Origin of the sequence: Bacillus sp. 1021 (assembly GCF_014534735.1) — a bacterium.
In the GTDB taxonomy this organism is placed as follows: domain Bacteria; phylum Bacillota; class Bacilli; order Bacillales; family Bacillaceae; genus Bacillus; species Bacillus siamensis.
In genome coordinates, this window is sequence record NZ_JACVSR010000001.1 from 493,634 (window position 1) to 518,993 (window position 25,360).

Consider the following 25,360-nt stretch of genomic DNA (forward strand, 5'->3'; position numbering starts at 1 on the left):
CCCTCCTTTTTGTTCTTTTCCATATACATATTAAGGAGGGGCTGTTTGTGCATCGGGATAAAAGTCTTATTTTTGTACGGTTTTCAATGTGAACAGCGTGATTTCCGGTCTTGCTAAAAATCGATACGGCAGTCTTGTCGTACCGAGCCCGCGATTGACATAAACGGTTGTGTCATGCAGCGTATACATGCCGTCGGTATACGTTTTTCCGTAAGGGGGCGTAATGAGAGGCCCGAAAAACGGAAGCTGCACCTGACCGCCGTGAGTATGTCCCGACAGCTGCAGGTTTACGGGATGTCCGCCGATTTTGAGTGCGGCATCCGGCTCGTGAACGAGTAAAATGGAAAACGCGTCTTCGGAAAGACGGGATAGAGTGCCTTCATAATCAGGCTTTCCGAGCATTAAATCATCCAAAGACGCTAGTTCAATCCGGCTCCCATCTGCCATCTGCACCTGACGAAAGCCGTTTCGAAGCACTTGAAAATCAGCCGCTTCCATCAGGGTCTTGTACGTGTTCGTGCCGTAGCCCCCGTGGTCATGGTTCCCGTATACACAAAGTTTGCCGAAAGGAGCTTCAAGCCTTTCCAGCACGGCGAGCGCATGCTGATGATCATGATATAAATGCGGCTTATCAATTAAATCTCCCGTAAAGATAAGCAGATCAGGCTTCAGCTGATTGATCTTTTCCGCTGTTTTATTCAAGTCTTCGGTTGTAAACACGTCACTGAGATGCGTATCGCTGAATTGAACGATTTTAAAATTGTCAAAGCCGCGTGGAATCAGGCGGCTGGTAATTGTATGCCGGGTGATTTCAATCATACGCGGTTCAATATACCGGGCATAGCCGTAGCCTCCGCAAGCCGTCGCAAGAGCCGCGCCAAAAATGCCGAATCCTCTTTTTAAAAATGTTCTTCTCGTCATTTTCTCCATATGTAAAACCAACCTTTGTCAGAGTTTTTCTATTATATCATCAGCTTGGCCGGAAAATCCCTTCTCAGCATGTAATGACGGGCAGAGACATCTGTGATAGAATTATGAATGATTATTCATTCAATAAAAGGGGTGGGGTTATTATGGATAAGAAAGCGGTAATCATTACAGGCGGTTCAAGCGGCATGGGAAAAGCAATGGCGAAAAAACAGGCTGAACTGGGATGGCACGTCATGGTGACAGGGAGGAACCAGGAAGCACTTGAGGAAACAAAAAAAGAAATTGAGACCTATGAGGGACAGGTCGCCTGTTTTCAAATGGATGTCCGTTCAGAATCCGCCGCTTCAGACATGATGACAGAAGCGGTAAAGGTCTTTGGCCGGCTTGATGCGCTGATTAACAATGCGGCCGGTAATTTTATTTGCCCGGCAGAAAAGCTGACGCCCAACGGATGGAAAGCGGTTATTGAGATTGTTTTAAACGGCACTTTTTTTTGCAGCCAAGCCGCGGCAAGGCATTGGATCGAGCAAAAGCAGAAGGGTGTCATATTGAATATGGCCGCCACATACGCATGGGGAGCGGGAGCAGGGGTCGTTCATTCCGCTGCAGCCAAAGCGGGGGTATTGTCACTGACAAGAACGCTGGCCGTTGAATGGGGGAGCAAATACGGCATCCGCACAAACGCGATAGCCCCAGGCCCGATTGAACGAACAGGCGGTGCGGAGAAGCTGTTTGAATCGGAAAAAGCAATGTCCCGCACTATGAACAGTGTCCCGCTTGGCCGGCTGGGCACACCGGAAGAAATCGCCGCGTTGGCAGCGTTTTTGCTTTCTGATGAAGCGTCCTACATAAACGGGGATTGTATCACAATGGACGGCGGGCAGTGGCTGAATCCTTATCCGTTTTAATTTTTCGTATGTATATTGACTATTTTGCAAAACAAGCGAACGTCAAAGCCGGCCGTTCGCTTGTTTTATTTTCTATTCAAAATTATGATATAATTTTGAAAGATTAAGGGGCGATTAATTGAAGAAATTATTAAAATGGTTTGTTGTACTATTTTTAAGCAGTTTAGTTATCATCTTTAATATTTGGTACTTTATGATTTGTGCTTTTACTCCAGAGTATTATCAAAATACCCATCTTACATCTGATGAAATAATCAGATTTGAAAAGCTATATCACATCGATTTTCCTGATGAAACGAAATTTATTAAAGCCAGGGAGTATTTGAGCGGGCTCGGAGGCGATACATCGGCTGTATTATATGTGTCTCTGCCAACTAAGCTGGCGGAAACAATTTTATCTGATTATACGTATATGCCAATAAATCATACTGATCATGCCGGTTCAATGTATGGAGTTGACGTTTCCAAGAGTGTTGGCGGGTTAACAACTCTTACATTTGGCACTTTAGATAAAAAAGGAACTTTCTTTCAGTTGGAACATGAGGATGATTGGATATATAACAGAACTGATTGGAGCCATTATTTTTGGACAGCTGCCGGTTATAATGCTCTTATATTTATACTTTTATTTGTGATTGTGAAACAAATGAACAACGTCCTTAATGAACCGTTCTAAAGAGTGATCTTAAAAATGTCCCCCTTTTACTTTAAGCTGCTGCCATACTGCCTCCTTTTCCCCTAATCTAAACATTTGTGGTGCTGATATAATTGTGTATAATCAGACAAAGATAGAGAAGCAGGTGATAACATGTTGGACCCACTTGATATACTGACGAATATTGATGATGTCATTCCGTATTACCAAGCGATTTTTAACGCTGAGGAACAAAGAGTCGTAGGCTACGAAGTGCTTGGCCGGATTTTGGCAGATGCGGAGATTGAGAGCCTAGGGCCGTTTTTCTTAGATTCCGGCATTCCGGAAGAATATAAGCTTGAGGTCGATGACAGAGTCATCAGGCAGGCGCTGGAGAGGTTTAAAGAAGCTGATCGTGATCTGTTGATTTTTATCAATCAGGATGCGAATGTATTAATGCTTGACCACGGCGAAAGCTTTCTTGAGCTTTTGAAAGAATACGAAGAGCAGGGCATTGAATTGAACCGTATTGTGCTTGAGATCACCGAGCACAATTTCGAAGGCGACATTGAACAGCTGTACCATATGCTTGCCTACTATCGTACATACGGCATTAAAATCGCGGTGGACAATATAGGTAAGGAGAGCAGCAACCTGGACAGAATCGCGCTCCTTTCACCGGACCTTCTGAAAATAGATTTGCAGGCGCTGAAGGTATCTCAGCCGTCACCATCCTATGAGCATGTGCTGTACAGCATTTCATTGCTGGCGAGAAAAATCGGCGCCGCGCTGCTGTATGAAGATATAGAAGCTGATTTCCAGCTCCAGTACGCATGGAGAAACGGAGGCCGATTTTTTCAAGGCTATTATCTGCAGGCGCCGAGCGGCGATTTTATAGACCGCAGCCTGTTAAAAGCACGCTTGAAAACAGAGTTTCAGCAATTTATCACGAGAGAAAAAAAGAAGCTGGAGACAGTATACGAACACTCTGAGAATTTTTATAAGCGGGTCAATCAGGCAGTTTCCGAGCTGAAGAAAACCCATCAGGCGGATGATGAGTTTATTAAGAAACTGGCGGAAAACCTGACGGACTGCTGCTTCAGAATTTATATGTGTGATGAAGAAGGCTATCAGCTGACGGGAAATGTGTTCAAGCAATCAGGCGAATGGCTTTATCAGCCTGAATACATGGAGAAAAACTGGAGCTGGCGTCCGTACTTTCTAGAAAACATCATGAAGATGCGTAATTCAAGAAAAGGCTTTTTCAGTGACCTGTACAGTGATATTGAAACGGGTGAGATGATCAGAACCTTTTCATACCCGATGGATGACAATATGTATTTATTTATCGATCTGCCTTACTCTTATTTATATGAACAGGACGGATTACTATAAAGCGGCTGCTGTAAGCCGCTTTTTTTTATAAATGTGAAAAAGTTTAAAAAAATGATTGACAATGATACTGATAATCATTATCATTTAGTTATAGAGAGAAGTTACTCTCTGTTCCCCAACCCCTCTATCAGATCAAGATCCGAAAAAGCTTGGCGCTACCCCCGCCAAGTTTTTTTATGCCGTCCTGCGCATAAAAAGGCTTCTTCTCACATACATCTGACAATGGCGGCTCAAAAAGCGAAAAATCATTTATAAAAGGTGTATGACATTCCGAAAAAAGCTTCAAACTATTCGAAAACACGGTTTTCCCGTTTATTTTCTTATTGAAAATCCAGCGGGAAAATGCCATCCCGGTCTACTTTATGGTATGATGCTCTGTAGAACTTGTATTATAATAAATACTTGTTGATTTGAAGTTGTTTTTTGAAAGGAGTCTTTTTTTAGAATGTCACAATTAATGGGTATCATCACACGGCTGCAAAGTCTGCAAGAAACAGCCGAAGCGGCTAATGAGCCGATGCAGCGTTACTTCGAAGTAAATGGTGAGAAAATATGCAGTGTTAAATATTTTGAAAAGAATCAAACGTTTGAGCTGACGGTTTTCCAAAAAGGTGAAAAACCTAACACATATCCGTTTGATAACATTGACATGATTTCTATTGAAATTTTTGAGCTCCTTCAGTAATTTGGTTTGATTTTTCAGGCTGACCAAGCTTCCCGTCTTCCGCAAGCGGAGCTTTATTAAATCATGCAAAGGAACCGTGCTCGTTCGTTTGGTTGTAGATTTTGGAAAGAGGAGTGTCCGTACATGGCTGATTCTTTTCTGTTTTATAATCTTTCTGAGGCACAGATGACCTTTCAAGACGTGATGGAGCGGCTGAAACGCTTTGTCAATAAAGACCCCCGATCAGCATACGTGCTGTCTGTGGGGACTGATTCACAAGTTTACCGCGACTTCACGAAGTTTATTACGGCTATACACTTGCACCGTACAGGCAAGGGAGCTTGGGGCTGTTTGAAAAATCACGATCTCGCCAGACCGATACATAGCCTTCGCGAAAAAATTTCGCTGGAAACCGCATTCAGCCAGGAGATGGCTGCGCATATCCTCGACGGACGTTTCATGGAAATTACTGATTTGCTCCTGCCTTTCGCTGATGAAGGAGCGGATCTTACATTTGAAGTGCACTTGGATATCGGCCAAAAAGGGCTGACAAAAGAATTGATACAAGAAATGACCGGCCGTATTACCTCGATGGGCATTGAAGCGAAAATCAAGCCCGATTCCTGCACAGCATTCAGTTATGCCAATCGTTACACAAAATAATATGTCATACAGAATCCGCAAATTGTCGAATTATGCGGTTGACGATTTTTTTCTGTTTACTTATCCTAGCGGTAGAGCTGAAAGCAAATATCATCTTGCTTTCAGAGGTATTCAGTTAAAAATAGGGGGCCTGATTACGTATGAGTCTTATCGGTGAACGATTTACGGAAGAAGAACAAAAACTTCTGCTGAATATCCTGATCAATCATGAATATGCCATTGAGCTTTTGACCAGCGAAATCAACGATATAGAAGCAGGGTCAAAAAGCGTTGATGGAACCACTTATAAAAAACTCGTAACGCTTTATGACCGTTTCCGGAACGAAAATTAATCAGCGGCCTATAAATTGATACTCGATTGCAAAGAGTATCTTTTTTATTGACGGAAACTTTTCGACAAAAAATGATAATGTTTATATTATTGCGATATAGGGAATACATGGTTTGATGAAAAATGTAAAGGGGTCGAAGTGACATGATTAGCTTACAATCAGATCAGCTTCTTGATGCAACAGTCGGACAATTTATGATCGAGGCGGATAAAGTGGCGCACGTACAAGTCGGAAACAACCTTGAGCATGCTCTTTTAGTGCTGACGAAAACCGGCTATACCGCTATTCCAGTCCTTGACGCTTCGTACCGTCTGCACGGTTTGATCGGCACAAATATGATTATGAACAACATTTTCGGACTTGAGCGGATTGAGTTTGAGAAGCTGGATCAAATTACGGTTGAGGAGGTCATGCTGAAAGACATTCCCCGTCTCCACATCAATGATCCGATTATAAAAGGGTTCAGCATGGTCATTAACAACGGCTTTGTCTGCGTTGAAAATGATGAAGGCGTCTTTGAAGGCATCTTTACGAGAAGAGTCGTATTAAAGCAGCTGAGCAGTCATATCAGGTCATTGAATAAGTAGGCTCGCACGATCAGCCTATTTGTTCTTTGCATGCCAGAAAAAGAAAACGTATACATATTGGTCGCACTTGCTTCGGCAGCCTTTAATTTATTAGAATGGTAGATAAGAAATACGAAAAGGCATTGAAAAGGAGGACGACATGCAGCTTCAAGAGCTTCATATGCTCGTAATTTTAGCTGAGGAATTAAACATGAGGAAGGCTGCCGAACGGTTATTCGTGTCACAGCCGGCTCTGTCCCAGCGATTGCAGACCATTGAAAAAGCCTGGGGAACAAAGATCTTTCTAAGATCTCAAAAAGGACTCACGGTAACGCCGGCAGGAGAAAAAATCATACAATTTGCAAATGATGTCACGGACCGGCAAGAGAGAATAAGAGAAAATATTGATGAACTTGAAGGGGAAATTCACGGCACATTGAAGCTTGCCGTCGCCTCCATTATCGGGCAGCACTGGCTTCCGAAAGTGTTAAAAACATATGTGGAGCGTTATCCGAATGCAAAGGTTTCCCTCATTACAGGATGGAGCAGCGAAATGCTGAAAAGTCTGTATGAAGATCAGGTACATATCGGCATCATCCGGGGAAACCCGGAATGGAAAGGCCGAAAAGAATATCTAATGACCGATCATTTATATTTGGTCGATACGGAAATTTCCTGCATTGATGATATAGCCCATACCGACCGGCCGTTTATCCAGTTCAAAAGTGACAGTACATATTTTCAGGAAATTCAGCATTGGTGGCATCAAAAATTCAAAACCTCGCCGAAACAGACGATCCTCGTCGATCAGATTGAAACGTGCAAGCAGATGGCGCTGCACGGAATCGGTTATGCCATTTTGCCGTCAGTCACCTTAGATGAGGAAGACAAAGTAAATAAAATGCCCCTGCTTGATGCAAAGGATCATCCGATCGGCCGCGACACATGGCTGCTCGGTTATGAGCCGGCATTTGAATTAAAACAGGTGCAGGCTTTCGTTTCTGTCATCAAAGATATGCTGAAGCAGGAGAGCCCTTTTTAGAAAGACAGCAATAGGCTGTCTTTTTTTATTTTTTATTGACAATGAAAATCATTATCATTTAAAGTAATGTATATGTTAATGAAAATCATTATCAATTACGGGGTGATCATATGCAGAAAGCATTAATGATATACGCAAGCATGTCGGGGAATACGGAGGATATTGCCGGCATTATAAAAGAAACACTGAGCGAGCATCAGATTGCAATTGACTGCCTTGACATGGATGAGGCAGGTGCGGATTGTCTCGAAGCATATGATTATGTTTTTGTCGGCACATACACATGGGGAGATGGTGATCTTCCTTACGAAGCGGAAGATTTTTATGAAGATATTCTGCACCGCCAGCTCAACGGACTGAAAACGGCTTGTTTCGGTTCAGGCGATCACGCCTATCCGAAGTTTTGCGAAGCGGTTACGCTGTTTTGCGATGCGTTTGAACAGGCCGGAGCCAATTTATATCCGGAAACGCTGAAAATCGAATTGGCGCCTGAGACGGCTGAGGATCAGGAATGCTGCAAAGAATTTGTCCGCGGTTTTCTTGCATGGGCCGCTCACCAAGGAGACCGGTGCCATGTTTCATAAAGGCGCGACGGCTGTCATGGCATCAGTGTCTTCAGGATTTTTTGTCGCAGTAAAAGGCGAAGGCATTTTTCATTTTTCTGCAGAAGAAGGCTGGAAAAGGCTGTACCGGATGAAAAGCAAGATTCATGTGCTGACCTACATCGGGCCTTACATATTCGCGGCAGGGGAAAAAGGCGCCGTCCTCAGATCGGCCGATCAGGGAAAGACCTGGACGGCATCCCGATTTCCGACCAGCGCCTCCGTTTGGGCCGTTGCCGGGCGGAATGACGGGGTTGTCTGTGCACACGGCACGCACTGCCTCTACTTATCTGATGATTTCGGCGTCACTTGGCATGTGGCTAAGCCCTTTGCACATTTAAAGGAACCGCCTGTCATCCGCTCGCTTTGTTTGCACGCTCAGACGATTTATATCGGCACCCGGATTCATATGAATTATGGCGGCATTTGGGCGTACGATCTGACAGAAGGCCGCATCCGGCGTATAAGCCGTGAAAGACAGCGCATGACGGCTTCCATGCTTATGTACAAGAAGGACTGGCTCATTGCCGCAAAGGGTGCGGCAAAGGGAGAACGGGGCGAGGTTGCCGTCCGAAACGTGCGGACGGACGAGGCGTTTGCCATTTCAGCCGCGCCTGCCGTACGGGAAAAATCATTTCTCGACGTTTCTGAGGATGCCGGTATTATTTATGTCACTTCGTCACAGGACGAAAACGGATTTTCGCGCATTTACCAAGCTGATTTCGCCGCCGGAGAATTAAAATGGTTTGATACGATCCGCGGTCACGGATGGCGGGTGGCCAATCAGAAAGAAAGCTTTTTTTGCGCGGGCCTTTACGAATGTAAGTTTGTCAGACCGTATGAGGCGGGCCGGCTCGCACATTAGTTTCTATACATAAAGGAGAGACGGAGATGGGGAAAGTATTGCTTGTTTATGCGACAATGTCAGGAAACACCGAGGCAATGGCGGATTTGATTGAAAAAGGGCTGATCGAAGCACAAGCATCTGTTGACAGATATGAAGCGATGGATATCCATGCCGAACTTTTTAATGACTATGAGTATATTTTATTGGGCACATATACGTGGGGAGACGGGGATCTTCCTGATGAAATGCTCGATATCGCTGAAGATATGGATAACCTGGAGTTTGCAGGGAAGACCTTTGCTCTGTTCGGTTCCGGAGATACGTCCTACGCGTTTTTTTGCGGAGCGGTTGACGAATTAGAAAAAGTGATCACGGCTCGGGGAGGACGGGTGGTGCTGCCACCGGTCAAAATTGAAAACAACCCTGAAGGCAGCGAGGAAGAAGAGCTCAGGGAATTCGGAAGACAGTTTGCCGCACTGTGCAGACAGCCGGCAGAATAAAGGCTTGTTCCTTTTTTTCTTGTTTTTGCATCCTTCCTTTGTTACAGTAATGAGGTAGAAAATCAGAGGAGGACAATACATATGAAAATGATGGATGCAAATGAAATTATTTCATTTATTCAAAATAGTACAAAATCAACGCCTGTAAAAGTGTATGTAAAAGGCGATCTTGAGGGAATCAGCTTTGGCGATTCCGCTAAAACATTCCTGAACGGCCAATCCGGCGTTGTTTTTGGCGAATGGGCTGACATTAAAGCGGCAATTGAAGAAAACAAAGAAAAAATTGAGGATTACGTCGTTGAAAATGACCGCCGCAACTCTGCGATTCCGATGCTTGACTTGAAAGATGTAAAAGCGCGCATCGAGCCTGGCGCTATTATCCGCGACCAAGTCGAAATCGGCGACAATGCCGTTATCATGATGGGGGCGTCCATTAATATCGGTTCAGTCATCGGCGAAGGCACAATGATTGATATGAACGTTGTGCTCGGAGGACGCGCGACTGTCGGAAAAAACTGTCACATCGGAGCGGGTTCTGTATTAGCGGGCGTTATTGAGCCGCCAAGCGCTAAGCCTGTTGTCGTAGAAGATGACGTTGTAATCGGCGCGAATGCGGTTGTGCTTGAAGGCGTAACAATCGGAAAAGGCGCGGTTGTCGCTGCGGGAGCTATCGTAGTAAATGACGTTGAGCCATATACCGTTGTAGCAGGAACACCAGCGAAAAAAATCAAAGATATCGATGAAAAAACAAAAGGCAAAACAGAAATCAAACAGGAATTACGCCAGCTGTAAGGAATGGTTTGATAGAATGGGCGTGGATGATAAAATCCACGCCTTATTCTTATCTTAAGGAGGAATACATATGGAAAAAGAGCGGCTCATAGCGATCCGGAGAGATCTGCACCGCATCCCGGAAATCGGCTTTCAGGAATATAAAACACAGCAGTACCTGCTGAATATATTGAAACAATATTCGGAAGAACGAATTGAAATCGAAACGTGGAGAACCGGCATCTTTGTCAAAGTCAACGGCACGGCTCCGGAAAAAATGCTCGCCTACAGAGCGGATATAGACGCTTTGTCGATTGAAGAACAGACGGGGCTTCCGTTTGCATCTGAACATCCCGGTTTTATGCACGCATGCGGCCACGATATGCACATGTCCATCGCGCTCGGCATTATTGATCACTTTGTCCATCACCCGGTCAAGCATGATCTGCTCTTTTTATTCCAGCCGGCTGAAGAAGGACCGGGCGGAGCGGAACCGATGCTTGAAAGCGATGTGCTGAAAAAATGGACGCCGGATTTGATCACGGCTCTCCATATAGCACCTGAACTGCCGGTCGGCACAATCTCCACCAAAAGCGGATTGCTGTTTGCCAATACGAGCGAGCTTGTCATCGACCTTGAGGGGAAAGGCGGACATGCGGCATATCCGCATACAGCAGATGACATGGTCGTCGCCGCAAGCACGCTTGTCACGCAGCTGCAGACGGTCATATCCAGAAATACGGACCCGCTTGACAGCGCGGTAATTACTGTCGGAACGATTACCGGAGGCACGGCGCAAAATATTATCGCAGAGCGTGCTCATCTGGAAGGAACGATCCGGACGCTTTCTGAAGAATCAATGTATATGGTGAAAAAGCGGATTGAAGAACTCGTCAAAGGAATTGAAATCGGCTTCCGCTGCAAAGGGAAGGTCACGTACCCGTCCGTTTATCATCAAGTTTATAATACAAGCGGCCTGACCGAAGAATTTATGCAATTTGTCAGTGATCATCGTCTTGCAGAAGTGAAGACGGCGAAAGAAGCGATGACCGGAGAAGATTTCGGGTATATGCTGAAAAAATATCCCGGCTTCATGTTCTGGCTCGGTGCCGATTCTTCCCACGGGCTTCATCACGCAAAGCTGAATCCGGATGAAGCTGCGATGGAAACCGCAGTAAATGTCATGGTCGGATATTTTTCGGAGTATGCCAATTAAATCCGAAAAGAAGAATAATCTAACAAAACTTGAGCATTCTACGTAACGGAGGTGTTCAATATGACGAAAAAAATTGGAATTGAACAATCTTTATCGGATGTAGAACAGGCGTTAAAACAAAAGGGATATGACGTAGTGATGATGAAGACTCCTGAGGATGCGAAGGATTGTGACTGCTGTGTCGTAACCGGACTTGACAGCAATGTCCAAGGCATTGCCGATACGTCAACTCAGGCTCCCGTCATTACGGCTTCCGGAATGACAGCTGACGAAATCTGCAGCGAAGTAGAAAAAAAATTTCATTAAAAAGAAAAAACCGAAGCTTACGCTTCGGTTTTTCTATTCGGCAGAAGAGGCGCTTTTCAACCGGTCGAGCGCGATTTTCATTTCTCTCCGCAGCACGCGTTCAACCCGCCATTGCTCCATATTTTCTGTTTTGGCGATGATTCTGATGACCATTTCTGATGTGCTTAAATCCTGAACCCCGATGACGTCCGGTCCTTCCTTAATCTGCGGAAGCTCAAGGGCTGCTTTGTCACAGGCGTTTTGCAGGACTTGAATGGTTTCATCAAGATTTTTTTCAAGCGGCACCTTAATATCGACAAGCGCCTGCATCGTTCCGCGAGAATGGTTGCTCACATTTGTGATCCCCCGGTTGGGAAGATAGTGAAGCGTGCCGTCAAAGCTCCGGATTTGCGTCGTACGCAGACCGACCTGCTCGACAATGCCGCTGTAGCCGGCAACTGTAATATAATCACCGACATCGATCTGTTTTTCCAAAAGGATAAAAAATCCGGTGACAATGTCACTGACAAGTCCCTGAGCGCCGAAGCCGACTGCAAGACCGACCACGCCGGCACCGGCAATGAGAGCGCTCGGATTGTAGTGGAATAAATCCAATATCATGACGATAAAAACGAAAATCAGTATGTATCCGTACACATTAAGCGCGAGACTCCGCAAAGTATAAGCGCGGCCTGTGGAGAGGTTGTTTTGCTTCTCGAATTTCAGAAACAAATGCTTGATCAGCTTTTTGCCTGCCGTTCTGAAAATAAAATACGCTAAAATAATAAGTGCCAGCTTTATGATGAAAATCCCCGCAGAAGTGATGAGCCCGGCCCAATCAAAGTGTTTTAAATCAATCATAGTGATGTCTTCCTTTCAAGTCTATTGCAGAAAAAGCTAAAAGTTATTTACCCGTTTTACAATAGGATAAACCTTTTAATAGAAATCAGTTATTTACAGTTATGATTTATTCTATTGAACGGTTTCAATCTCATTATTTTCGTGAAGATACTAACTAAAGAATCTCCGCTCTCATTTTAACATGTCGGTTCAGCCAAATCATTTACTTTGGAGGGAAAACAGCCGGATGTTGCCCGAGCGAAGTGAGAGTGCGGACGAAAGATCACAAATCTTTTTCATAAGGAGGGACATCAGATGAAATTACATCAGCAAATGCCTGAATTGACAGGCGCCAAAGCCTGGATTAACGGAGAAGTCACGAAGGAACAGCTGATCGGTGAAAAGCCGGCATTGATTCACTTCTGGTCCGTCAGCTGCGGCATGTGTAAAGAAGCGATGCCTGAGGTGAACGGGCTTCGTAATAAATATAAAGATCAGCTGAATGTGGTAGCCGTTCATATGCCCCGTTCCGAAGATGATCTTGACCTTGAGAAAATCAAGGAAACAGCGGCTGAACACGATATCTCTCAGCCGATTTACGTGGACAGCGATCATACGCTGACTGAAGCATTTGAGAATCAATATGTGCCGGCTTATTACGTTTTTGATAAAACCGGACAGCTCCGTCATTTTCAAGCGGGAGGAGCCGGGATGACAATGCTTGAAAAACGCGTCAGCCGCGTACTTTCAGAAATGGAGCAGGCTTCTGAATAATTGGGACAATCTCCGTCGGACTATTGTCTCGGTTCTGCAAACCCTTTGCCGTTAGGTAATAGGGTTTTTTTGTGCTTATCGGATAAAAAATTCCAAAATGACATGTGTGATTGTTGAGCTGGAGTGAAAACGAAAATGAAGAAAAACGGGAGAAAACACGCTGTATCGCATGTTTTCTCCATATCTTTAGCTTTTACATATTATAGTCGAAAATTGTAGATATTACGCTAATTTTCATTAAACAAGTAATTTCAAGTTATATTTTGAAGGGTTTGAATAAAATGGCACATCGCCCAGAATCCCCTATATGACGAGGGTTTTTGTATAGAAAGTACCATTTTCAGAAAATAAGCAATTTTTCATAGAGTAAATAAAATAGTAAAATGCTAAAATAATAGTTGATAAAATTACTTTTGTAATCTAATATCTAAATAAAAGCGTTTAAATTTTTGACAGGGGGTTTTACACATGTTTAATGAAAGAGAAGCGCTGCGCTTACGTTTAGAACAATTGAACGAGGCAGAGGTAAAAGTCATTCGTGAATATCAAATAGAACGAGATAAAATATATGCAAAACTGAGAGAATTAGACAATACGGGCAGCCTGTCTGATACAAAAAAAGAGTTTCGTCCGGAGAAAAAAAGCGACTCTCTCCCAGTGCTTGCAGAGCTTGCGGCACAGGAAATGAGAAGCTACCAAAAGCCGCAGACACAGCCTCAATCCTCCCAGCCGCAAATGCAGTCTATTACGTCCCTTCCCGCCGGCATTCCGGATGGTTCTACAAGAAGAAGAAGAGGGACGGCAAGACCGGGTTCAAAAGCGGCAAAACTGCGCGAAGCAGCCATTAAAACTTTGAAGCGCCACAATGCGGCGATCAAAAGTTCGGAGCTGCAAAAGGAAATTGAGAAGGAAAGCGGCCTTGAAATTCCTAATATGACAACGTTTATGCAAAGTTTAATTAAAATGTATCCGGAAGTGAAAAAACCATACCGCGGCCAATATATTCTTGAGGGAGAAATTTCTCAGGAAACAGAAGAAACGGCAAATGATACGGCTGCTGAATAAAACAGTAAAAAACTGCTTGCGTTACTCAAGCAGTTTTTTTGTGCTGTCCCGCGTATCTTTTAACGCCTTTTTTTCAAGCTTGACGACATATTTCTGGAACGGTTTTTCTTCATCAGCCCGTTCTTTCACCGCGTCCAGCTTTTCTTCAAACGACTGATCACGGGACTCTGATTGTGCAAACTGTTTTTGCAGGGAGATGACTTGTTCGGTGACCGCTTTAAGCAAGTCTTCTGCCTGAACAGTCCCGGCCGCAGCAGAAGGAAGTTCCAGCTCTTTTTCTGCCGGTTCCGCCGTCCGGCTGTCAATATCAGCAAAATGACCGGCAATCCAAGCATCACTTTCGTCCAGCTGCCTTTTGTACGAGAGAATGGTTTCTTGAAATAACTTTTCTTTCGTTTTTTCTATTTCTACAAGCCGTTCTTTTGTTTCTAGTATTCGATCTCTCATATGATTAATTTCTATTTTAATATGTTTGAGCTGGTATTCTTTTTCTGTCATTTGTGTTTGCAGCCGGATATTTTCTTCTGCAGCAGCCTGAAAACGCCGTTTCGTATCTTCGTGAGAAGTCTGTTCCGTTTCCATTGCGGTCTCAAGTGAGCGGATACGGGTATGTAAGTTTTTATTTTCTTCTTCAAATTTTACATTCGTAAGATGGAGACGGTGTTTTTCTTCCATCTCATTTTTCCGCCGAAACGTTTCCTTCTGCAGCAGTTCTTGCAGAATGACGATTTTATCGAGGAGCCCGGCCCTGATTTCATGCAGAGACCGTTCCGTGTTACTTGTCTGTTTGTGTTTTTGAGCCATTGCTTCCAGTTCGTCAGTAAGCTTGTGAAGCCGCTCTTTAATATTGGCGTTTTCCTCCTGGAGCTTATTGTTTTTTTGATGAAAGTAGCTTGCTTCAAACTCCGAAATCAGTTTTCTGCATCTCGAAAGTTCAGATTTCAAATAAAGGTTCTCTTGAGAAGTGTCGTGGAAAAACGGACCTGATATTTTCATAAGAACCATCTCCCTCATGATGTTAACACTACAATATGGAATAGGACAGACGGCTATTCCTCTTAATTAAACTGACAAGCACTGTAATATTGTATTTCGGCTGAGGCGTTTGCTATGCTTTTATATAGAATGGGGAGAGATGACATGAAACGGGTGAATGTAATATTAGCAGGGGGAGCTTCCCGAAGGTTTGGGGAACCGAAAGCTTTTGCAAAGTGGAAGGGCGGCATGTTTTATGAGCAGGCGAAAAAAGCCTTCGGCTGCGGAGAGACGGTGATTATCAGCCGCCCTGAGCATATAAAAAAATTCTTAGCAAACAAAGAGAGACATGTTTTTGCCGATGTGCCGCAGTTTCGGGGAATGGGGCCGCTGGCCGGCATATATACGGCAATGAAACAAACGGAAGGCGAAACATACACGGTCATATCCTGTGACACGCCGCTCGTGACTAGAAAGACCATGGCAGCGCTTGAAATGAAGCTGACCGGAAATGTGGACGCTGTCATTCCGATTTGTGAAAACAGAGCGCAGCCTCTCTTGGCTGTTTATCATAAACGGGTGCAAGAGGTGCTTTTTGATCAGCTGGCACAAAACAAGCTGAAAATGGCAGACACGCTGAAACATCTGTCTGTCTGTTATGTGCAGGCTGAAGACATCGGCGCCGGGCCGGAAGAGTTCGTCAATATCAACACCCGGGATGATTACGCCAGACTTTTGGCGCTTATCGAGTCTTCACATCAGGACTGATGGTGAGGAAACATGGTATGATGGAAATAAAAATGCAAGGGGACAATACAGATGGAAGAGCGCTATTCGCGGCAGACAAGATTTAAGCCGATAGGGGAAAAAGGGCAGAAGGCGCTGGCTGACAGCAGTGTCCTGATTGTCGGGGCCGGGGCCCTCGGAACAGCCGCAGCAGAGGGGCTGGCAAGAGCCGGAGCAGGCCGTATGGCGATTATTGACCGGGATTATGTGGAATGGAGCAATTTACAAAGACAGCAGCTGTATACAGAAGAAGACGCGAGAGAGCGCCTGCCGAAAGCCGTGGCGGCAAAGACGCGTCTTTTGGCGATAAACAGTGACATACATATAGATGCTTATGCGGCCGAAGGTACGGCGGAAACGCTCGAACCGCTGATCGAACAAGCGGATTGCATCGTGGATGCGACAGATAATTTTGAAACGAGAATGGTCATCAATGATCTGGCTCTGAAAACGAAAACGCCTTGGATTTACGGTGCCTGTGTCAGCAGTCAGGGGATGTGTATGACGATTATCCCGGGGGTTACGCCGTGCTTATCCTGTCTGTTTGAGCAAATACCCGTGGGCGGAGCGACATGTGATACAGCAGGCATCATACCTCCGGCGGTTCATATCGTCTCTGCTTATCAGCAGGCAGAGGCGCTGAAATTGCTGACAGGTAACCATGAAGCGGTAAATCGGCGCTTTTTTACGTTTGATGTGTGGAATAACACCAATATGAGCGTAAATGTGGATCAGACCAAACGGGATCATTGCCCTTCCTGCGGCGCGGAGCCCGTATACCCGTACCTGCAGCCTGAAAACAGGCCAAAAGCAAGCGTGCTGTGCGGAAGAGACACCGTTCAAATCAGATCGGAAGCGTTAAAGAGGCTGGACAAAGAAGAGCTCGTCAAACGTCTGAAGCAGATCGGCAAAGTCGAAGCAAATGAATTTCTGCTGCACATGGCATACGAACGCTTCAGGATCGTTATTTTTCAAGACGGACGGGCTCTGATTCACGGTACAAACGACATCAAAGAAGCAAATTCAGTTCTGGCCAGAGTGATCGGACTGTAGTAAGGGGAGGTATTGCTATGCTTGAAAAAAGAACGCCGATTCAGGTGGGCGAAGCAGTCCGCCGGGTGAGCCGGTATAAAAAACAGGGGGATACCGAATGGGTGCCGCTGGAGGACAGCCTTCACCGCTATTTGGCGGAAGATGTTAAGGCGGACCATGATGTGCCTGCCTTTGACCGTTCTCCGTATGACGGTTTTGCCATCAGGGCGTGCGATTCAAAGACGGCTTCCCGTGATAATGCCGTCACGTTTGAAGTCATTGACCATATCGGGGCCGGCGCCGTGTCAGAAAAAGAGCTCGGACCATATGAAGCGGTCCGCATTATGACAGGGGCGCAGATTCCAAAAGGCGCGGATGCCGTAGTGATGCTTGAGCTGACAAAAACGTATTCTGAAAACGGCACGGATTACATGTCGGTGAAACGCCCTTTCCATGCGGGTGATAATATTTCATACCAAGGAGAAGATGCAAAAAAGGGCAGCTCGCTTTTAAAAAAAGGAACGAAAATCACGCCGGGCGTCACCGCTCTTTTGGCAACCTTCGGCTATGCTTCTGTTCCTGTGGTGAGAAAGCCGGTGGTCGGAATTATCGCCACGGGAACCGAACTTCTTCATGTAAGCGATCCGCTTGAACCGGGCAAAATCCGCAACAGCAACGCGGCCATGGTGTATGCCCAGATCATTGAAGCGGGTGCGGTGCCGCTGAACTTAGGCAAAATTTCCGATGATTTTGATGACAGTTATGCGGCGGTGAAGGAAGCCATGAAAAAAACCGATTTTCTGATCACGACCGGCGGCGTGTCAGTCGGTGATTTTGATTTTCTTCCTGACATTTATGCTAAGCTCGGAGCGGAAGTTTTATTTAACAAAGTGGCAATGCGCCCGGGGAGCGTGACAACTGTCGCACGGGCCGATGACATGCTGCTGTTCGGCCTTTCAGGCAATCCGTCGGCATGTTATGTCGGTTTCACCCTGTTTGTCAAACCGATGATTCAGTCTTGGCTTCTGAATGAAAAACCTCACGCCGGATGGGCGGAAGCCGTGTTAACAAATGACTTTCCGAAGCCGAATCCGTTTGCGAGATTTGTGAGGGCGTTTGTTTATCATAAGGACGGAAAGATGATGGCGTCACCGGTCGGTCTCGACAAATCAAGCTCAGTCACATCTCTTGCCGAAGCAAACGCGTTTATCCTTCTGCCGGGAGGAACGAGAGGATATGAAGCGGGACGGACGGTTCACGTGCTTCTCATCCGCGACGAGAATGGAAGTGAGTGGCCGTGGTCAATTCTTTCCCGATCGTCCAGATCGTAGGGTTTCAAAACAGCGGTAAAACAACGTTTATCGAACGTATACTGAAAGCGGCGCCGAAAGAATGCACGGTTGGATGTTTAAAGCATCACGGACATGGCGGAGAGCCGGAACCTTTTTCTGACGGAAAGGATTCAGAGCGCTTATCAAAAGCCGGTGCCGCGGTTACGGCAGTAGAAGGGGACGGGGTCTTGCAGCTTACGGCGCGAAAAAAATGGGATCTGGCTGGTTTGATCGGCCTGTATGAATATTTGGGAATCGACTGTCTTCTCATTGAGGGTTTTAAACATGCGCCGCATCCGAAAATCATTATGATTAAAAGCAGCGAAGATTGGCAAAAGCTGAAGCATTTGGAGCGCGTGCTCGCGGTTGTCAGCAGAAGTACGGAGCATATGCCTGCAGATGCGGGCATACCCGTATTCCATGCGGATGATCCGGCTGCCATTATGTTTGTGCTTTCGCAGCTGAAAGGGGGATCTGCATAAATGGAACGTTTTCAAATTACAAGGGAACCTATCATTGCGGAAAATATCGTAAAAAAAGTTGAAAAGCGCGAAGCCGGGGCCATCACAACGTTTATCGGCACGGTCAGAGAGTGGACTGCCGGACGGCGGACGGTGCGTCTTGAATATGAAGCATATGAACCGATGGCTGTTCAAATGCTTTCTCAAATCGGCGATGAAATCAGCGCGAAATGGGAGGGAGCCGAAGCTGCGATCACTCACCGCGTCGGCGTCCTTGATATCGGAGAAGCGGCGGTCGTAATCGCCGTGTCTTCTCCGCACAGAAAGGCGGCATATGAGGCGAATGAATATGCCATTGAACGGATAAAACAGATTGTTCCGATTTGGAAAAAAGAAATCTGGGAAGACGGCGAAGAATGGATAGGCGATCAGCTGGAAACGACGCCTTATCCGAACGGAAAACCGGATTTAAATAAAGGGGAATCACGATGATTAAAGTACTTTTGTTTGCCGGACTTGCGGAGCAGGCGGGAACGCCGGTCATTGAACTTGACGAAAAGGAGGCGGCAGCGTCTGCTGTAAAAACGCTGTTAAAAGAACGGTACGGCCTTCAGACGATAGACAATGCCATGATCGCAATCAATGAAACTTACGTAAAAGACAACAGCATCGTAACAGAAGGCGATACCATTGCCTTTATCCCGCCTGTAAGCGGAGGGTGAATAAAAGCCGGATGTGCATCATTGCCATCCGGCTTTTTTGCACAGTACGCCGATAACATCGGCAAGAAAGGCTGAATTCCAGGGGGAGACCAAATGGAATTTAAAGGGGATTTTTAATTGTGCGGTTTTCTTTACATACACAGGCTTAAAACGGCGTCACACAAGATTTTTAGCCTGCTTTCATATCAGTCCGGCGCTGGTCATTTTTTACATAATTATGGAACGTACATTTAAGATTTTGTGTTACAATTTAGCATAAATACGCAAACGGCAAAAAAATTGAAACTTTTATAAGCCGGATGCGTACGTATAAACAGAATAATACATAGGAGGCATCAGCAATATGGAACCAAATCTGGAAAAAAACAATACGGCAGTAACGGAAAAGCCGTCAATTTTCGGCGTCATTACAAGTCCTGTTGTGCAGTTTAAAAGATTAAAAGAACACCCGGTCATCGGACTTCCTCTCCTGATTGTCATCATTCTCATCGCGGCGGGGAGTATTTTGCGCGGGCTGGGGATGAATTATGAAGAATTACTGACCAGCTCATCTCTTGACGGATTGACCGATGATCAGATTGAAATGACCAAAACCATTGCGAAATTCGGCTCGATTTTCGGAGGAATTTTCGGAGGCATTATCGCTCTCTTTATCGTTCCGCTTATTTATTGGCTGTGCGTCAAAATTTCAGGCGGCGTGACAACTTATAAAAAAATGCTCTCACTCGGCCTCTTTACTGCATTTATTACTAACATCGGCTTAGTCATTAACGGACTTGTCATTTATTTTACCGATGCGGGCTCACTGTACCCTGTCACATCTTTGGCGAGTGTCATACCGGCCGGAGACGGCGTATCGGTCTTTTTAAGCGCGATCGATATTTTCAGCATCTGGAGCTATATTCTGCTCGCTTTAGGTCTGCGCTATACCGGCGGCATTTCTAAAAAAGCAGGCTGGATTTCCGCAATTGTCCTGTTTGTTATTATGCTTTTGGTATCGGCAGTCGGAGGACTGTTAAATTCAGTGGCAGCAGGTGTATAACATGAAAAAACTTTGGATCGGAATCGGCATCGCAGTCATTGTAGCAGTATTCATCAGTATCAATATTTATAAGTCGGCCGCTCCCGCGGGCGGCAGCGCCGGGGAAAAAGTGGATACCGGGACTATGGAAAAAAGAGAAATCTCATCTGCGGTCATGGTTCCGGGAACACTTAAATTCTCCAAAGAACAGTATGTTTTTTATGAAGCGGACAAAGGAACCCTTGATAAAGTAAAAGTAAAAGAAGGCGACAAAGTAAAAAAGGGATCGTCGCTAGTCACTTATACAAACGAACAGCTCAACCTTGATAAAGAGCAAAATGAGTTGACAGAACAATCAAAACGGCTGCAAATGGAACAAATTCAAGAAAAACTGCAAGCCTTAAACAGTAAAGAAACAGATCTGGCAAAACAAGCGGGAGAAGCGGAAGCCAAAAAACAAATTGAATCCGAACGGACTGATCTGCAGCTTCAGCAAAAAACAGCTGAAATTGAATTAAAGCAATCTGACCTGCAAAAGCAATCTCTTGAAAACCAGGTGGCGAACCTCAATGTCAAGAGTGAGATGGACGGGACGGTTATCTCAGTAAATCAAGAAGCCGCTTCTAAAAAATCGGATATTCAAGAACCGGTAATACATATAGGCGACCCGGAACACTTGATCGTTGCCGGCAATTTGTCTGAATACGACACACTGAAAGTGAAAAAGGGACAAAGCGTTACAATTACATCAGACGCCATTCCGGATAAAACATGGAAGGGAAGAGTGACGGCTGTCGGTCTCGTTCCGGAACAAAAGTCAGGAGCTGCTTCTGGTGAAAGCACGGAACAAGCCGTGCAGTATCCGTTTCAGGTCAAGCTGATCGGAAAGCTTCCGGAGGGCAAACCGGGGTTTAAACTCATTATGAACATTGAAACCGACAAGCGGAAAGCCGATACGCTGCCGTCCTCCGCAGTCAAAAAAGACGGAGATGAGCACTGGGTCTTTACGGTAAAAGACGGGAAGGCCAAACGCGTGAAAGTCAAAGTGGGCGACACCTCGAATCAGTTAACGGAGATAAAAGAGGGACTTTCAAAGAATGATAAAGTCATTCTGAATCCGGCTGACGGTTTGACTGACGGAACGGATGTGAAAGCATAGATGATTCAGCTTTCAAAGGTGAAAAAAAGCTATCAGATCGGCAAGGAAACGTTTGATGTCCTCCGTTCAATCGACCTGACGATTGAAGAAGGGGAATATGTATCCATTATGGGACCGTCGGGATCAGGTAAATCTACGATTATGAATATCATCGGCTGTCTGGACAGACCGACATCAGGCAGTTACAGACTTGCGGGAGAAGATGTATCTTCATGTACGGAAAAAGAGCTTGCGGCGGTCCGGAATAAATCAATCGGATTTGTCTTTCAGCAATTTCAGCTGCTGCCGCGATTGAATGCAAGAAAAAATGTCGAACTTCCCATGATTTACGCAGGTATCGGCAAAAAAGAGCGTGAGGAACGGGCGGAATATGCGCTGGAAAAAGTCGGCTTAGCGGACCGGATGCTTCACATGCCGAATGAGCTGTCCGGCGGCCAAAAGCAGCGTGTCGCGATTGCAAGAGCCATCGTTAACGAGCCGAAGCTTATCTTGGCTGATGAGCCGACCGGCGCGCTGGATACGAAAACAAGCATTTCCATTATGGAGCAGTTCACAGAGCTTAACGCAGAGGGCGTGACCGTGGTGCTTGTCACACATGAGCGTGAAGTGGCGGATTGTACAAACAGAGTGATTTTCGTCCGTGACGGCAGTATCGTTCCCCGCGATTCTGAGCAGAGGAGAGTGGGGGAATGAGCCTGTTAGAAAATCTCCGGATGGCTCTCAGTTCCGTCAGAGCTCACAAGATGAGATCGATTCTGACGATGCTCGGCATCATTATCGGCGTCGGTTCAGTAATCGTTGTTGTGGCTGTCGGGCAGGGCGGAGAGCAAATGCTGAAGCAATCCATCAGCGGGCCGGGCAATACAATTGAATTGTATTATCTGCCGAGCGATGAAGAATTAACAGCCAATCCGAACGCTTTGCAGCAAGCGAGTTTTACAGAAGAAGATATTAATGGATTAAAAGGAGTGGACGGCGTAAAGCAGGTTGTCGCTTCCGCTGTAAAATCAATGACGGCCCGTTATCATGAAGAAGAAACGGACATTACGCTGAATGGCATTAACAGCGGCTACACGGACGTAAAAAAGCTGGACGTTCAGGATGGGCGGACATTTACGGATAACGATTTCCTTTCCGGGAAAAGAGCGGGCATCATCTCGAAAAAAATGGCTGAAAAGCTGTTCGGGAAAACATCTCCGCTCGGAAAAATCGTCTGGGCCGGCGGACAGCCCGTAGAAGTAATCGGTGTATTAAAAGAAGAGAGCGGATTTTTATCATTAGGGCTCAGTGAAATGTATGTTCCGTTCAACATGCTGAAAACGTCTTTCGGTACAAATGACTACAGCAACGTTTCGATTCAGACGGAATCCGCTGATCAAATCAAAACGACAGGAAAAGAAGCGGCCCGCCTCTTAAATGACAATCACGGCACAAAAGAGGCCTACCAAGTCATGAATATGGAAGAAATCGCCGCGGGCATCGGTCAGGTCACGACCGTCATGACGACAATCATCGGTTCGATCGCCGGTATTTCTCTCGTTGTCGGCGGAATCGGGGTCATGAATATTATGCTCGTATCGGTAACGGAACGGACAAGAGAAATCGGCATCCGCAAATCGCTCGGTGCCACGAGAGGACAGATTCTGACACAATTCTTAATTGAATCCGTTGTGCTTACTTTAATCGGCGGCTTAATCGGAATCGGTCTCGGCTACGGGGGAGCATCACTCGTTTCCCTTATCGCGGGCTGGCCGTCGCTCGTTTCCTGGCAGGTGGTTTGTATCGGCGTGCTGTTCAGTATGCTGATCGGTGTCATCTTCGGAATGCTGCCGGCCAACAAAGCATCCCGCTTAGATCCGATTGAAGCGTTACGGTATGAATAGTGAAACCTCCCCATGCAGTCCGCATGGGGTTTTTTCTGTGTTTTAAAGATTGAATGAATATAATAGACTTTTTTCATTTATGATAAAAAGAAATGTCATACAATTGTCCCCCTTTTTGTCGAATTTACAGTTTACAAACCCTATGTACATACGTTAATATGAACAAATGTGAAAGATTTTGATAGTTATTGAATGAATTTGAGTGATTTTAGTTGCTCGAAGTAAAAAAAGCGTTTACAATAATCTTGTAGGTGAAATGAATACGTTTTCAAAGGAGGCGGAATATGCTCACTCCTGAAAGGTATCAGCTGATCCTTGATCAGATTGAAAAGCGTGACGTGGTAAAGATTCAAGAGCTGATAAGCATGACAAACGCTTCTGAATCAACAATCAGAAGAGATTTATCAACGCTTGAAGAGCGCGGGTTTTTAAAGCGCGTTCACGGCGGGGCATCTAAGCTTTCCAACAGCCGGCAAGAACCCGATATGCTTGAAAAATCCTCCAAAAACCTTCAAGATAAGCTGAAGATTGCAGAAAAAGCGGCATCTTTATTAGAAGAAGGTGACTGTATTTATCTTGATGCGGGAACAACTGCATTGCATATGATTGATTTTATAGATCAAACAAAGGACATTGTGGTTGTCACAAACGGAGTTATGCATATCGACGCTTTAATAAGGAAAGGAATCCCCTTTTATCTTCTCGGAGGATATGTGAAGCATCGAACAGGTGCGATGATCGGCGGCGCCTCATTATCGGCGGTCAGCCAATACCGGTTTGACAAAAGCTTTCTCGGAGTGAACGGCGTGCACATTGAAGCCGGTTATACAACACCCGATCCGGATGAGGCTCTTCTGAAGACAAAGGCTGTGAGACAGGCGAAAAACGCGTATGTTTTAGCTGACCCTTCCAAATTCGGCGAGATTTCTTTCGCAGCGTTCGCCGCTTTGGGCGATGCCGTTATCATTACCACTGAATCTGAAGAACTTGCATTCGATAATTACCAAGAAAAAACTGTCGTAAAGGTAGTGAAATCATGATTTACACTGTAACCCTCAATCCGTCTGTTGACTATATCGTTCACGTTGAAGATTTTGCCGTAGGCGGTTTAAACCGTTCCAGCTATGACACGAAGTACCCCGGCGGGAAAGGCATTAACGTTTCGAGATTACTGAAAAGACACCATGTGCCGTCAAAAGCATTGGGGTTTGTCGGCGGATTTACCGGAAATTATATCACGTCATTTTTGCAGCAGGAAGGTCTGGAAACGGCTTTTTCTGAGGTGGATGAAGACACGCGTATAAATGTAAAACTGAAAACGGGCGATGAAACGGAAATTAACGGTCAGGGCCCGACGATTTCAGACGAAGTGTTCAGTGCCTTTTTAGAACAGTTCTCCGCTCTGAAAGAAGGAGACATCGTCGTTTTAGCGGGAAGCATCCCATCTTCTCTTCCGCATAACACGTATGAAAAAATTGCTGAGGCATGCAGAAAGCAGAATGCCCGGGTGGTGGTAGACATCTCTGGTGAAGCGCTTATGAAAGCGACAGAAATGAAACCGTTTTTGATGAAGCCGAACCATCACGAGCTTGGCGAAATGTTCAATACGGTCATTGACTCAGCCGAAGCAGCCGTTCCGTACGGCAAAAAATTAATTGAACAAGGCGCTGAACATGCGATTGTTTCGATGGCTGGCGACGGTGCGCTTTTATTTACGAAAGAGGCGGTTTTCCTCGCTAATGTTCCTAAAGGAAAGCTGGTCAATTCGGTAGGCGCGGGTGATTCCGTTGTCGCGGGTTTCCTTGCGGGGATCTCAAAACAGCTGCCTTTGGAAGACGCGTTCCGTTTAGGTGTTGCTTCCGGAAGCGCGACGGCGTTTTCTGAGGAGCTCGGAACTGAAGAGTTTGTACAGCAGCTTCTTCCTGAAGTTAAAGTCACACGTCTATAGAGGAGGAA

Annotated in this window: 31 protein-coding genes; 28 read left to right on the forward strand and 3 right to left on the reverse strand. The window is 45.6% G+C overall.

Annotation, left to right across the window (positions count from 1 at the left end; translation table 11 throughout):
• Positions 1-66: 66 nt before the first annotated feature.
• Positions 67-930, reverse strand: coding sequence for a metallophosphoesterase (locus tag ICW23_RS02700; protein WP_064778833.1), 864 nt, complete (start codon positions 928-930; stop codon positions 67-69).
• Positions 931-1,073: 143 nt separating this feature from the next.
• On the opposite strand from ICW23_RS02700, the gene fadH reads away from it, so the two are divergent.
• From fadH to ICW23_RS02770, 14 genes are all read left to right on the forward strand, one after another.
• A complete protein-coding gene (fadH, locus tag ICW23_RS02705; RefSeq protein WP_188154004.1) occupies positions 1,074-1,838 on the forward strand; it encodes a 2,4-dienoyl-CoA reductase in 765 nt (254 codons plus the stop codon).
• Positions 1,839-1,956: 118 nt separating this feature from the next.
• On the forward strand, positions 1,957-2,514 hold the full coding sequence (locus ICW23_RS02710) for a hypothetical protein (RefSeq protein ID WP_188154005.1): 558 nt from the start codon (positions 1,957-1,959) through the stop codon (positions 2,512-2,514).
• Positions 2,515-2,646: 132 nt separating this feature from the next.
• Positions 2,647-3,867, forward strand: coding sequence for an EAL domain-containing protein (locus ICW23_RS02715; RefSeq protein ID WP_007409615.1), 1,221 nt, complete (start codon positions 2,647-2,649; stop codon positions 3,865-3,867).
• A 445-nt stretch (positions 3,868-4,312) separates the two neighbouring features.
• On the forward strand, positions 4,313-4,552 hold the full coding sequence (locus ICW23_RS02720; protein WP_003154613.1) for a YkuJ family protein: 240 nt from the start codon (positions 4,313-4,315) through the stop codon (positions 4,550-4,552).
• Positions 4,553-4,675: 123 nt separating this feature from the next.
• Positions 4,676-5,194, forward strand: coding sequence for a ribonuclease H-like YkuK family protein (locus ICW23_RS02725; protein WP_016936302.1), 519 nt, complete (start codon positions 4,676-4,678; stop codon positions 5,192-5,194).
• Positions 5,195-5,334: 140 nt separating this feature from the next.
• Complete coding sequence (gene abbA, locus ICW23_RS02730) at positions 5,335-5,526, forward strand: antirepressor AbbA (protein WP_013352076.1); 192 nt, start codon at positions 5,335-5,337, stop codon at positions 5,524-5,526.
• 143 nt (positions 5,527-5,669) lie between these two features.
• Positions 5,670-6,113, forward strand: coding sequence for a cyclic-di-AMP-binding protein CbpB (gene cbpB, locus ICW23_RS02735; RefSeq protein ID WP_188154006.1), 444 nt, complete (start codon positions 5,670-5,672; stop codon positions 6,111-6,113).
• A gap of 139 nt (positions 6,114-6,252) precedes the next feature.
• Complete coding sequence (ccpC, locus tag ICW23_RS02740; protein WP_045926908.1) at positions 6,253-7,134, forward strand: transcriptional regulator CcpC; 882 nt, start codon at positions 6,253-6,255, stop codon at positions 7,132-7,134.
• A gap of 110 nt (positions 7,135-7,244) precedes the next feature.
• On the forward strand, positions 7,245-7,718 hold the full coding sequence (locus tag ICW23_RS02745) for a flavodoxin (protein WP_188154007.1): 474 nt from the start codon (positions 7,245-7,247) through the stop codon (positions 7,716-7,718).
• The gene (locus tag ICW23_RS02750) at positions 7,708-8,601 is read left to right on the forward strand and encodes a WD40/YVTN/BNR-like repeat-containing protein (RefSeq protein WP_188154008.1); all 894 of its coding nucleotides are present in this window, start codon (positions 7,708-7,710) and stop codon (positions 8,599-8,601) included. The genes ICW23_RS02745 and ICW23_RS02750 overlap by 11 nt, the downstream gene beginning before the upstream one ends.
• A gap of 26 nt (positions 8,602-8,627) precedes the next feature.
• The gene (locus tag ICW23_RS02755) at positions 8,628-9,083 is read left to right on the forward strand and encodes a flavodoxin (protein ID WP_047475252.1); all 456 of its coding nucleotides are present in this window, start codon (positions 8,628-8,630) and stop codon (positions 9,081-9,083) included.
• A gap of 81 nt (positions 9,084-9,164) precedes the next feature.
• Positions 9,165-9,875: a 2,3,4,5-tetrahydropyridine-2,6-dicarboxylate N-acetyltransferase gene (gene dapD, locus ICW23_RS02760; protein ID WP_047475251.1), complete on the forward strand. Its 711-nt coding sequence runs from the start codon at positions 9,165-9,167 to the stop codon at positions 9,873-9,875.
• Between the two features lie 70 nt (positions 9,876-9,945).
• A complete protein-coding gene (locus ICW23_RS02765; RefSeq protein ID WP_188154009.1) occupies positions 9,946-11,070 on the forward strand; it encodes an N-acetyldiaminopimelate deacetylase in 1,125 nt (374 codons plus the stop codon).
• A gap of 60 nt (positions 11,071-11,130) precedes the next feature.
• Positions 11,131-11,376, forward strand: a complete 246-nt coding sequence (locus tag ICW23_RS02770) for a YkuS family protein (protein WP_013352084.1) — start codon at positions 11,131-11,133, stop codon at positions 11,374-11,376.
• A 33-nt stretch (positions 11,377-11,409) separates the two neighbouring features.
• On the opposite strand, the gene ICW23_RS02775 is transcribed toward ICW23_RS02770, so the two are convergent.
• Entirely contained in the window at positions 11,410-12,216 is an 807-nt protein-coding gene (locus ICW23_RS02775; RefSeq protein ID WP_188154010.1) for a mechanosensitive ion channel family protein, read from the reverse strand.
• Between the two features lie 294 nt (positions 12,217-12,510).
• On the opposite strand from ICW23_RS02775, the gene ICW23_RS02780 reads away from it, so the two are divergent.
• On the forward strand, positions 12,511-12,969 hold the full coding sequence (locus ICW23_RS02780) for a TlpA disulfide reductase family protein (protein WP_047475246.1): 459 nt from the start codon (positions 12,511-12,513) through the stop codon (positions 12,967-12,969).
• A 468-nt stretch (positions 12,970-13,437) separates the two neighbouring features.
• Positions 13,438-14,034 (forward strand): transcriptional regulator Rok, encoded by a 597-nt coding sequence (gene rok / locus ICW23_RS02785; RefSeq protein WP_047475244.1) that lies wholly within the window; start codon positions 13,438-13,440, stop codon positions 14,032-14,034.
• 21 nt (positions 14,035-14,055) lie between these two features.
• Here the strand turns inward: rok and ICW23_RS02790 are convergent, their stop codons facing one another.
• Complete coding sequence (locus ICW23_RS02790; protein ID WP_016936291.1) at positions 14,056-15,030, reverse strand: coiled-coil domain-containing protein; 975 nt, start codon at positions 15,028-15,030, stop codon at positions 14,056-14,058.
• A gap of 144 nt (positions 15,031-15,174) precedes the next feature.
• Here ICW23_RS02790 and ICW23_RS02795 point away from each other — a divergent pair, with 144 nt between their 5' ends.
• The 12 genes from ICW23_RS02795 (at position 15,175) to pfkB (ending at position 25,352) form a co-directional block, all read left to right on the forward strand.
• Positions 15,175-15,777: a molybdenum cofactor guanylyltransferase gene (locus tag ICW23_RS02795; RefSeq protein ID WP_188154011.1), complete on the forward strand. Its 603-nt coding sequence runs from the start codon at positions 15,175-15,177 to the stop codon at positions 15,775-15,777.
• A gap of 51 nt (positions 15,778-15,828) precedes the next feature.
• Complete coding sequence (locus ICW23_RS02800) at positions 15,829-16,848, forward strand: molybdopterin-synthase adenylyltransferase MoeB (protein WP_047475238.1); 1,020 nt, start codon at positions 15,829-15,831, stop codon at positions 16,846-16,848.
• 17 nt (positions 16,849-16,865) lie between these two features.
• Positions 16,866-18,158 carry a molybdopterin molybdotransferase MoeA gene (locus tag ICW23_RS02805; RefSeq protein WP_016936288.1) on the forward strand — a complete coding sequence of 431 codons (1,293 nt, stop codon included), beginning with the start codon at positions 16,866-16,868 and terminating at the stop codon, positions 18,156-18,158.
• A complete protein-coding gene (mobB, locus tag ICW23_RS02810) occupies positions 18,119-18,640 on the forward strand; it encodes a molybdopterin-guanine dinucleotide biosynthesis protein B (RefSeq protein ID WP_029575212.1) in 522 nt (173 codons plus the stop codon). Before ICW23_RS02805 ends, mobB begins: the two co-directional genes overlap by 40 nt.
• The gene (locus ICW23_RS02815; RefSeq protein ID WP_045926916.1) at positions 18,641-19,111 is read left to right on the forward strand and encodes a molybdenum cofactor biosynthesis protein MoaE; all 471 of its coding nucleotides are present in this window, start codon (positions 18,641-18,643) and stop codon (positions 19,109-19,111) included.
• Positions 19,108-19,341 carry a molybdopterin converting factor subunit 1 gene (moaD, locus tag ICW23_RS02820; RefSeq protein ID WP_015417377.1) on the forward strand — a complete coding sequence of 78 codons (234 nt, stop codon included), beginning with the start codon at positions 19,108-19,110 and terminating at the stop codon, positions 19,339-19,341. Before ICW23_RS02815 ends, moaD begins: the two co-directional genes overlap by 4 nt.
• Before the next feature lie 343 nt (positions 19,342-19,684).
• Positions 19,685-20,383: a YknW family membrane protein gene (gene yknW, locus ICW23_RS02825; protein WP_188154012.1), complete on the forward strand. Its 699-nt coding sequence runs from the start codon at positions 19,685-19,687 to the stop codon at positions 20,381-20,383.
• 1 nt (position 20,384) lies between these two features.
• Complete coding sequence (locus ICW23_RS02830) at positions 20,385-21,521, forward strand: efflux RND transporter periplasmic adaptor subunit (protein ID WP_045926919.1); 1,137 nt, start codon at positions 20,385-20,387, stop codon at positions 21,519-21,521.
• Positions 21,522-22,214, forward strand: coding sequence for an ABC transporter ATP-binding protein (locus tag ICW23_RS02835; RefSeq protein ID WP_016936282.1), 693 nt, complete (start codon positions 21,522-21,524; stop codon positions 22,212-22,214).
• On the forward strand, positions 22,211-23,404 hold the full coding sequence (locus ICW23_RS02840) for an ABC transporter permease (protein ID WP_045926920.1): 1,194 nt from the start codon (positions 22,211-22,213) through the stop codon (positions 23,402-23,404). Before ICW23_RS02835 ends, ICW23_RS02840 begins: the two co-directional genes overlap by 4 nt.
• Positions 23,405-23,688: 284 nt before the next feature.
• On the forward strand, positions 23,689-24,444 hold the full coding sequence (locus ICW23_RS02845; protein WP_045926921.1) for a DeoR/GlpR family DNA-binding transcription regulator: 756 nt from the start codon (positions 23,689-23,691) through the stop codon (positions 24,442-24,444).
• Positions 24,441-25,352 (forward strand): 1-phosphofructokinase, encoded by a 912-nt coding sequence (gene pfkB / locus ICW23_RS02850; protein ID WP_016936279.1) that lies wholly within the window; start codon positions 24,441-24,443, stop codon positions 25,350-25,352. Before ICW23_RS02845 ends, pfkB begins: the two co-directional genes overlap by 4 nt.
• Positions 25,353-25,360: the final 8 nt, after the last annotated feature.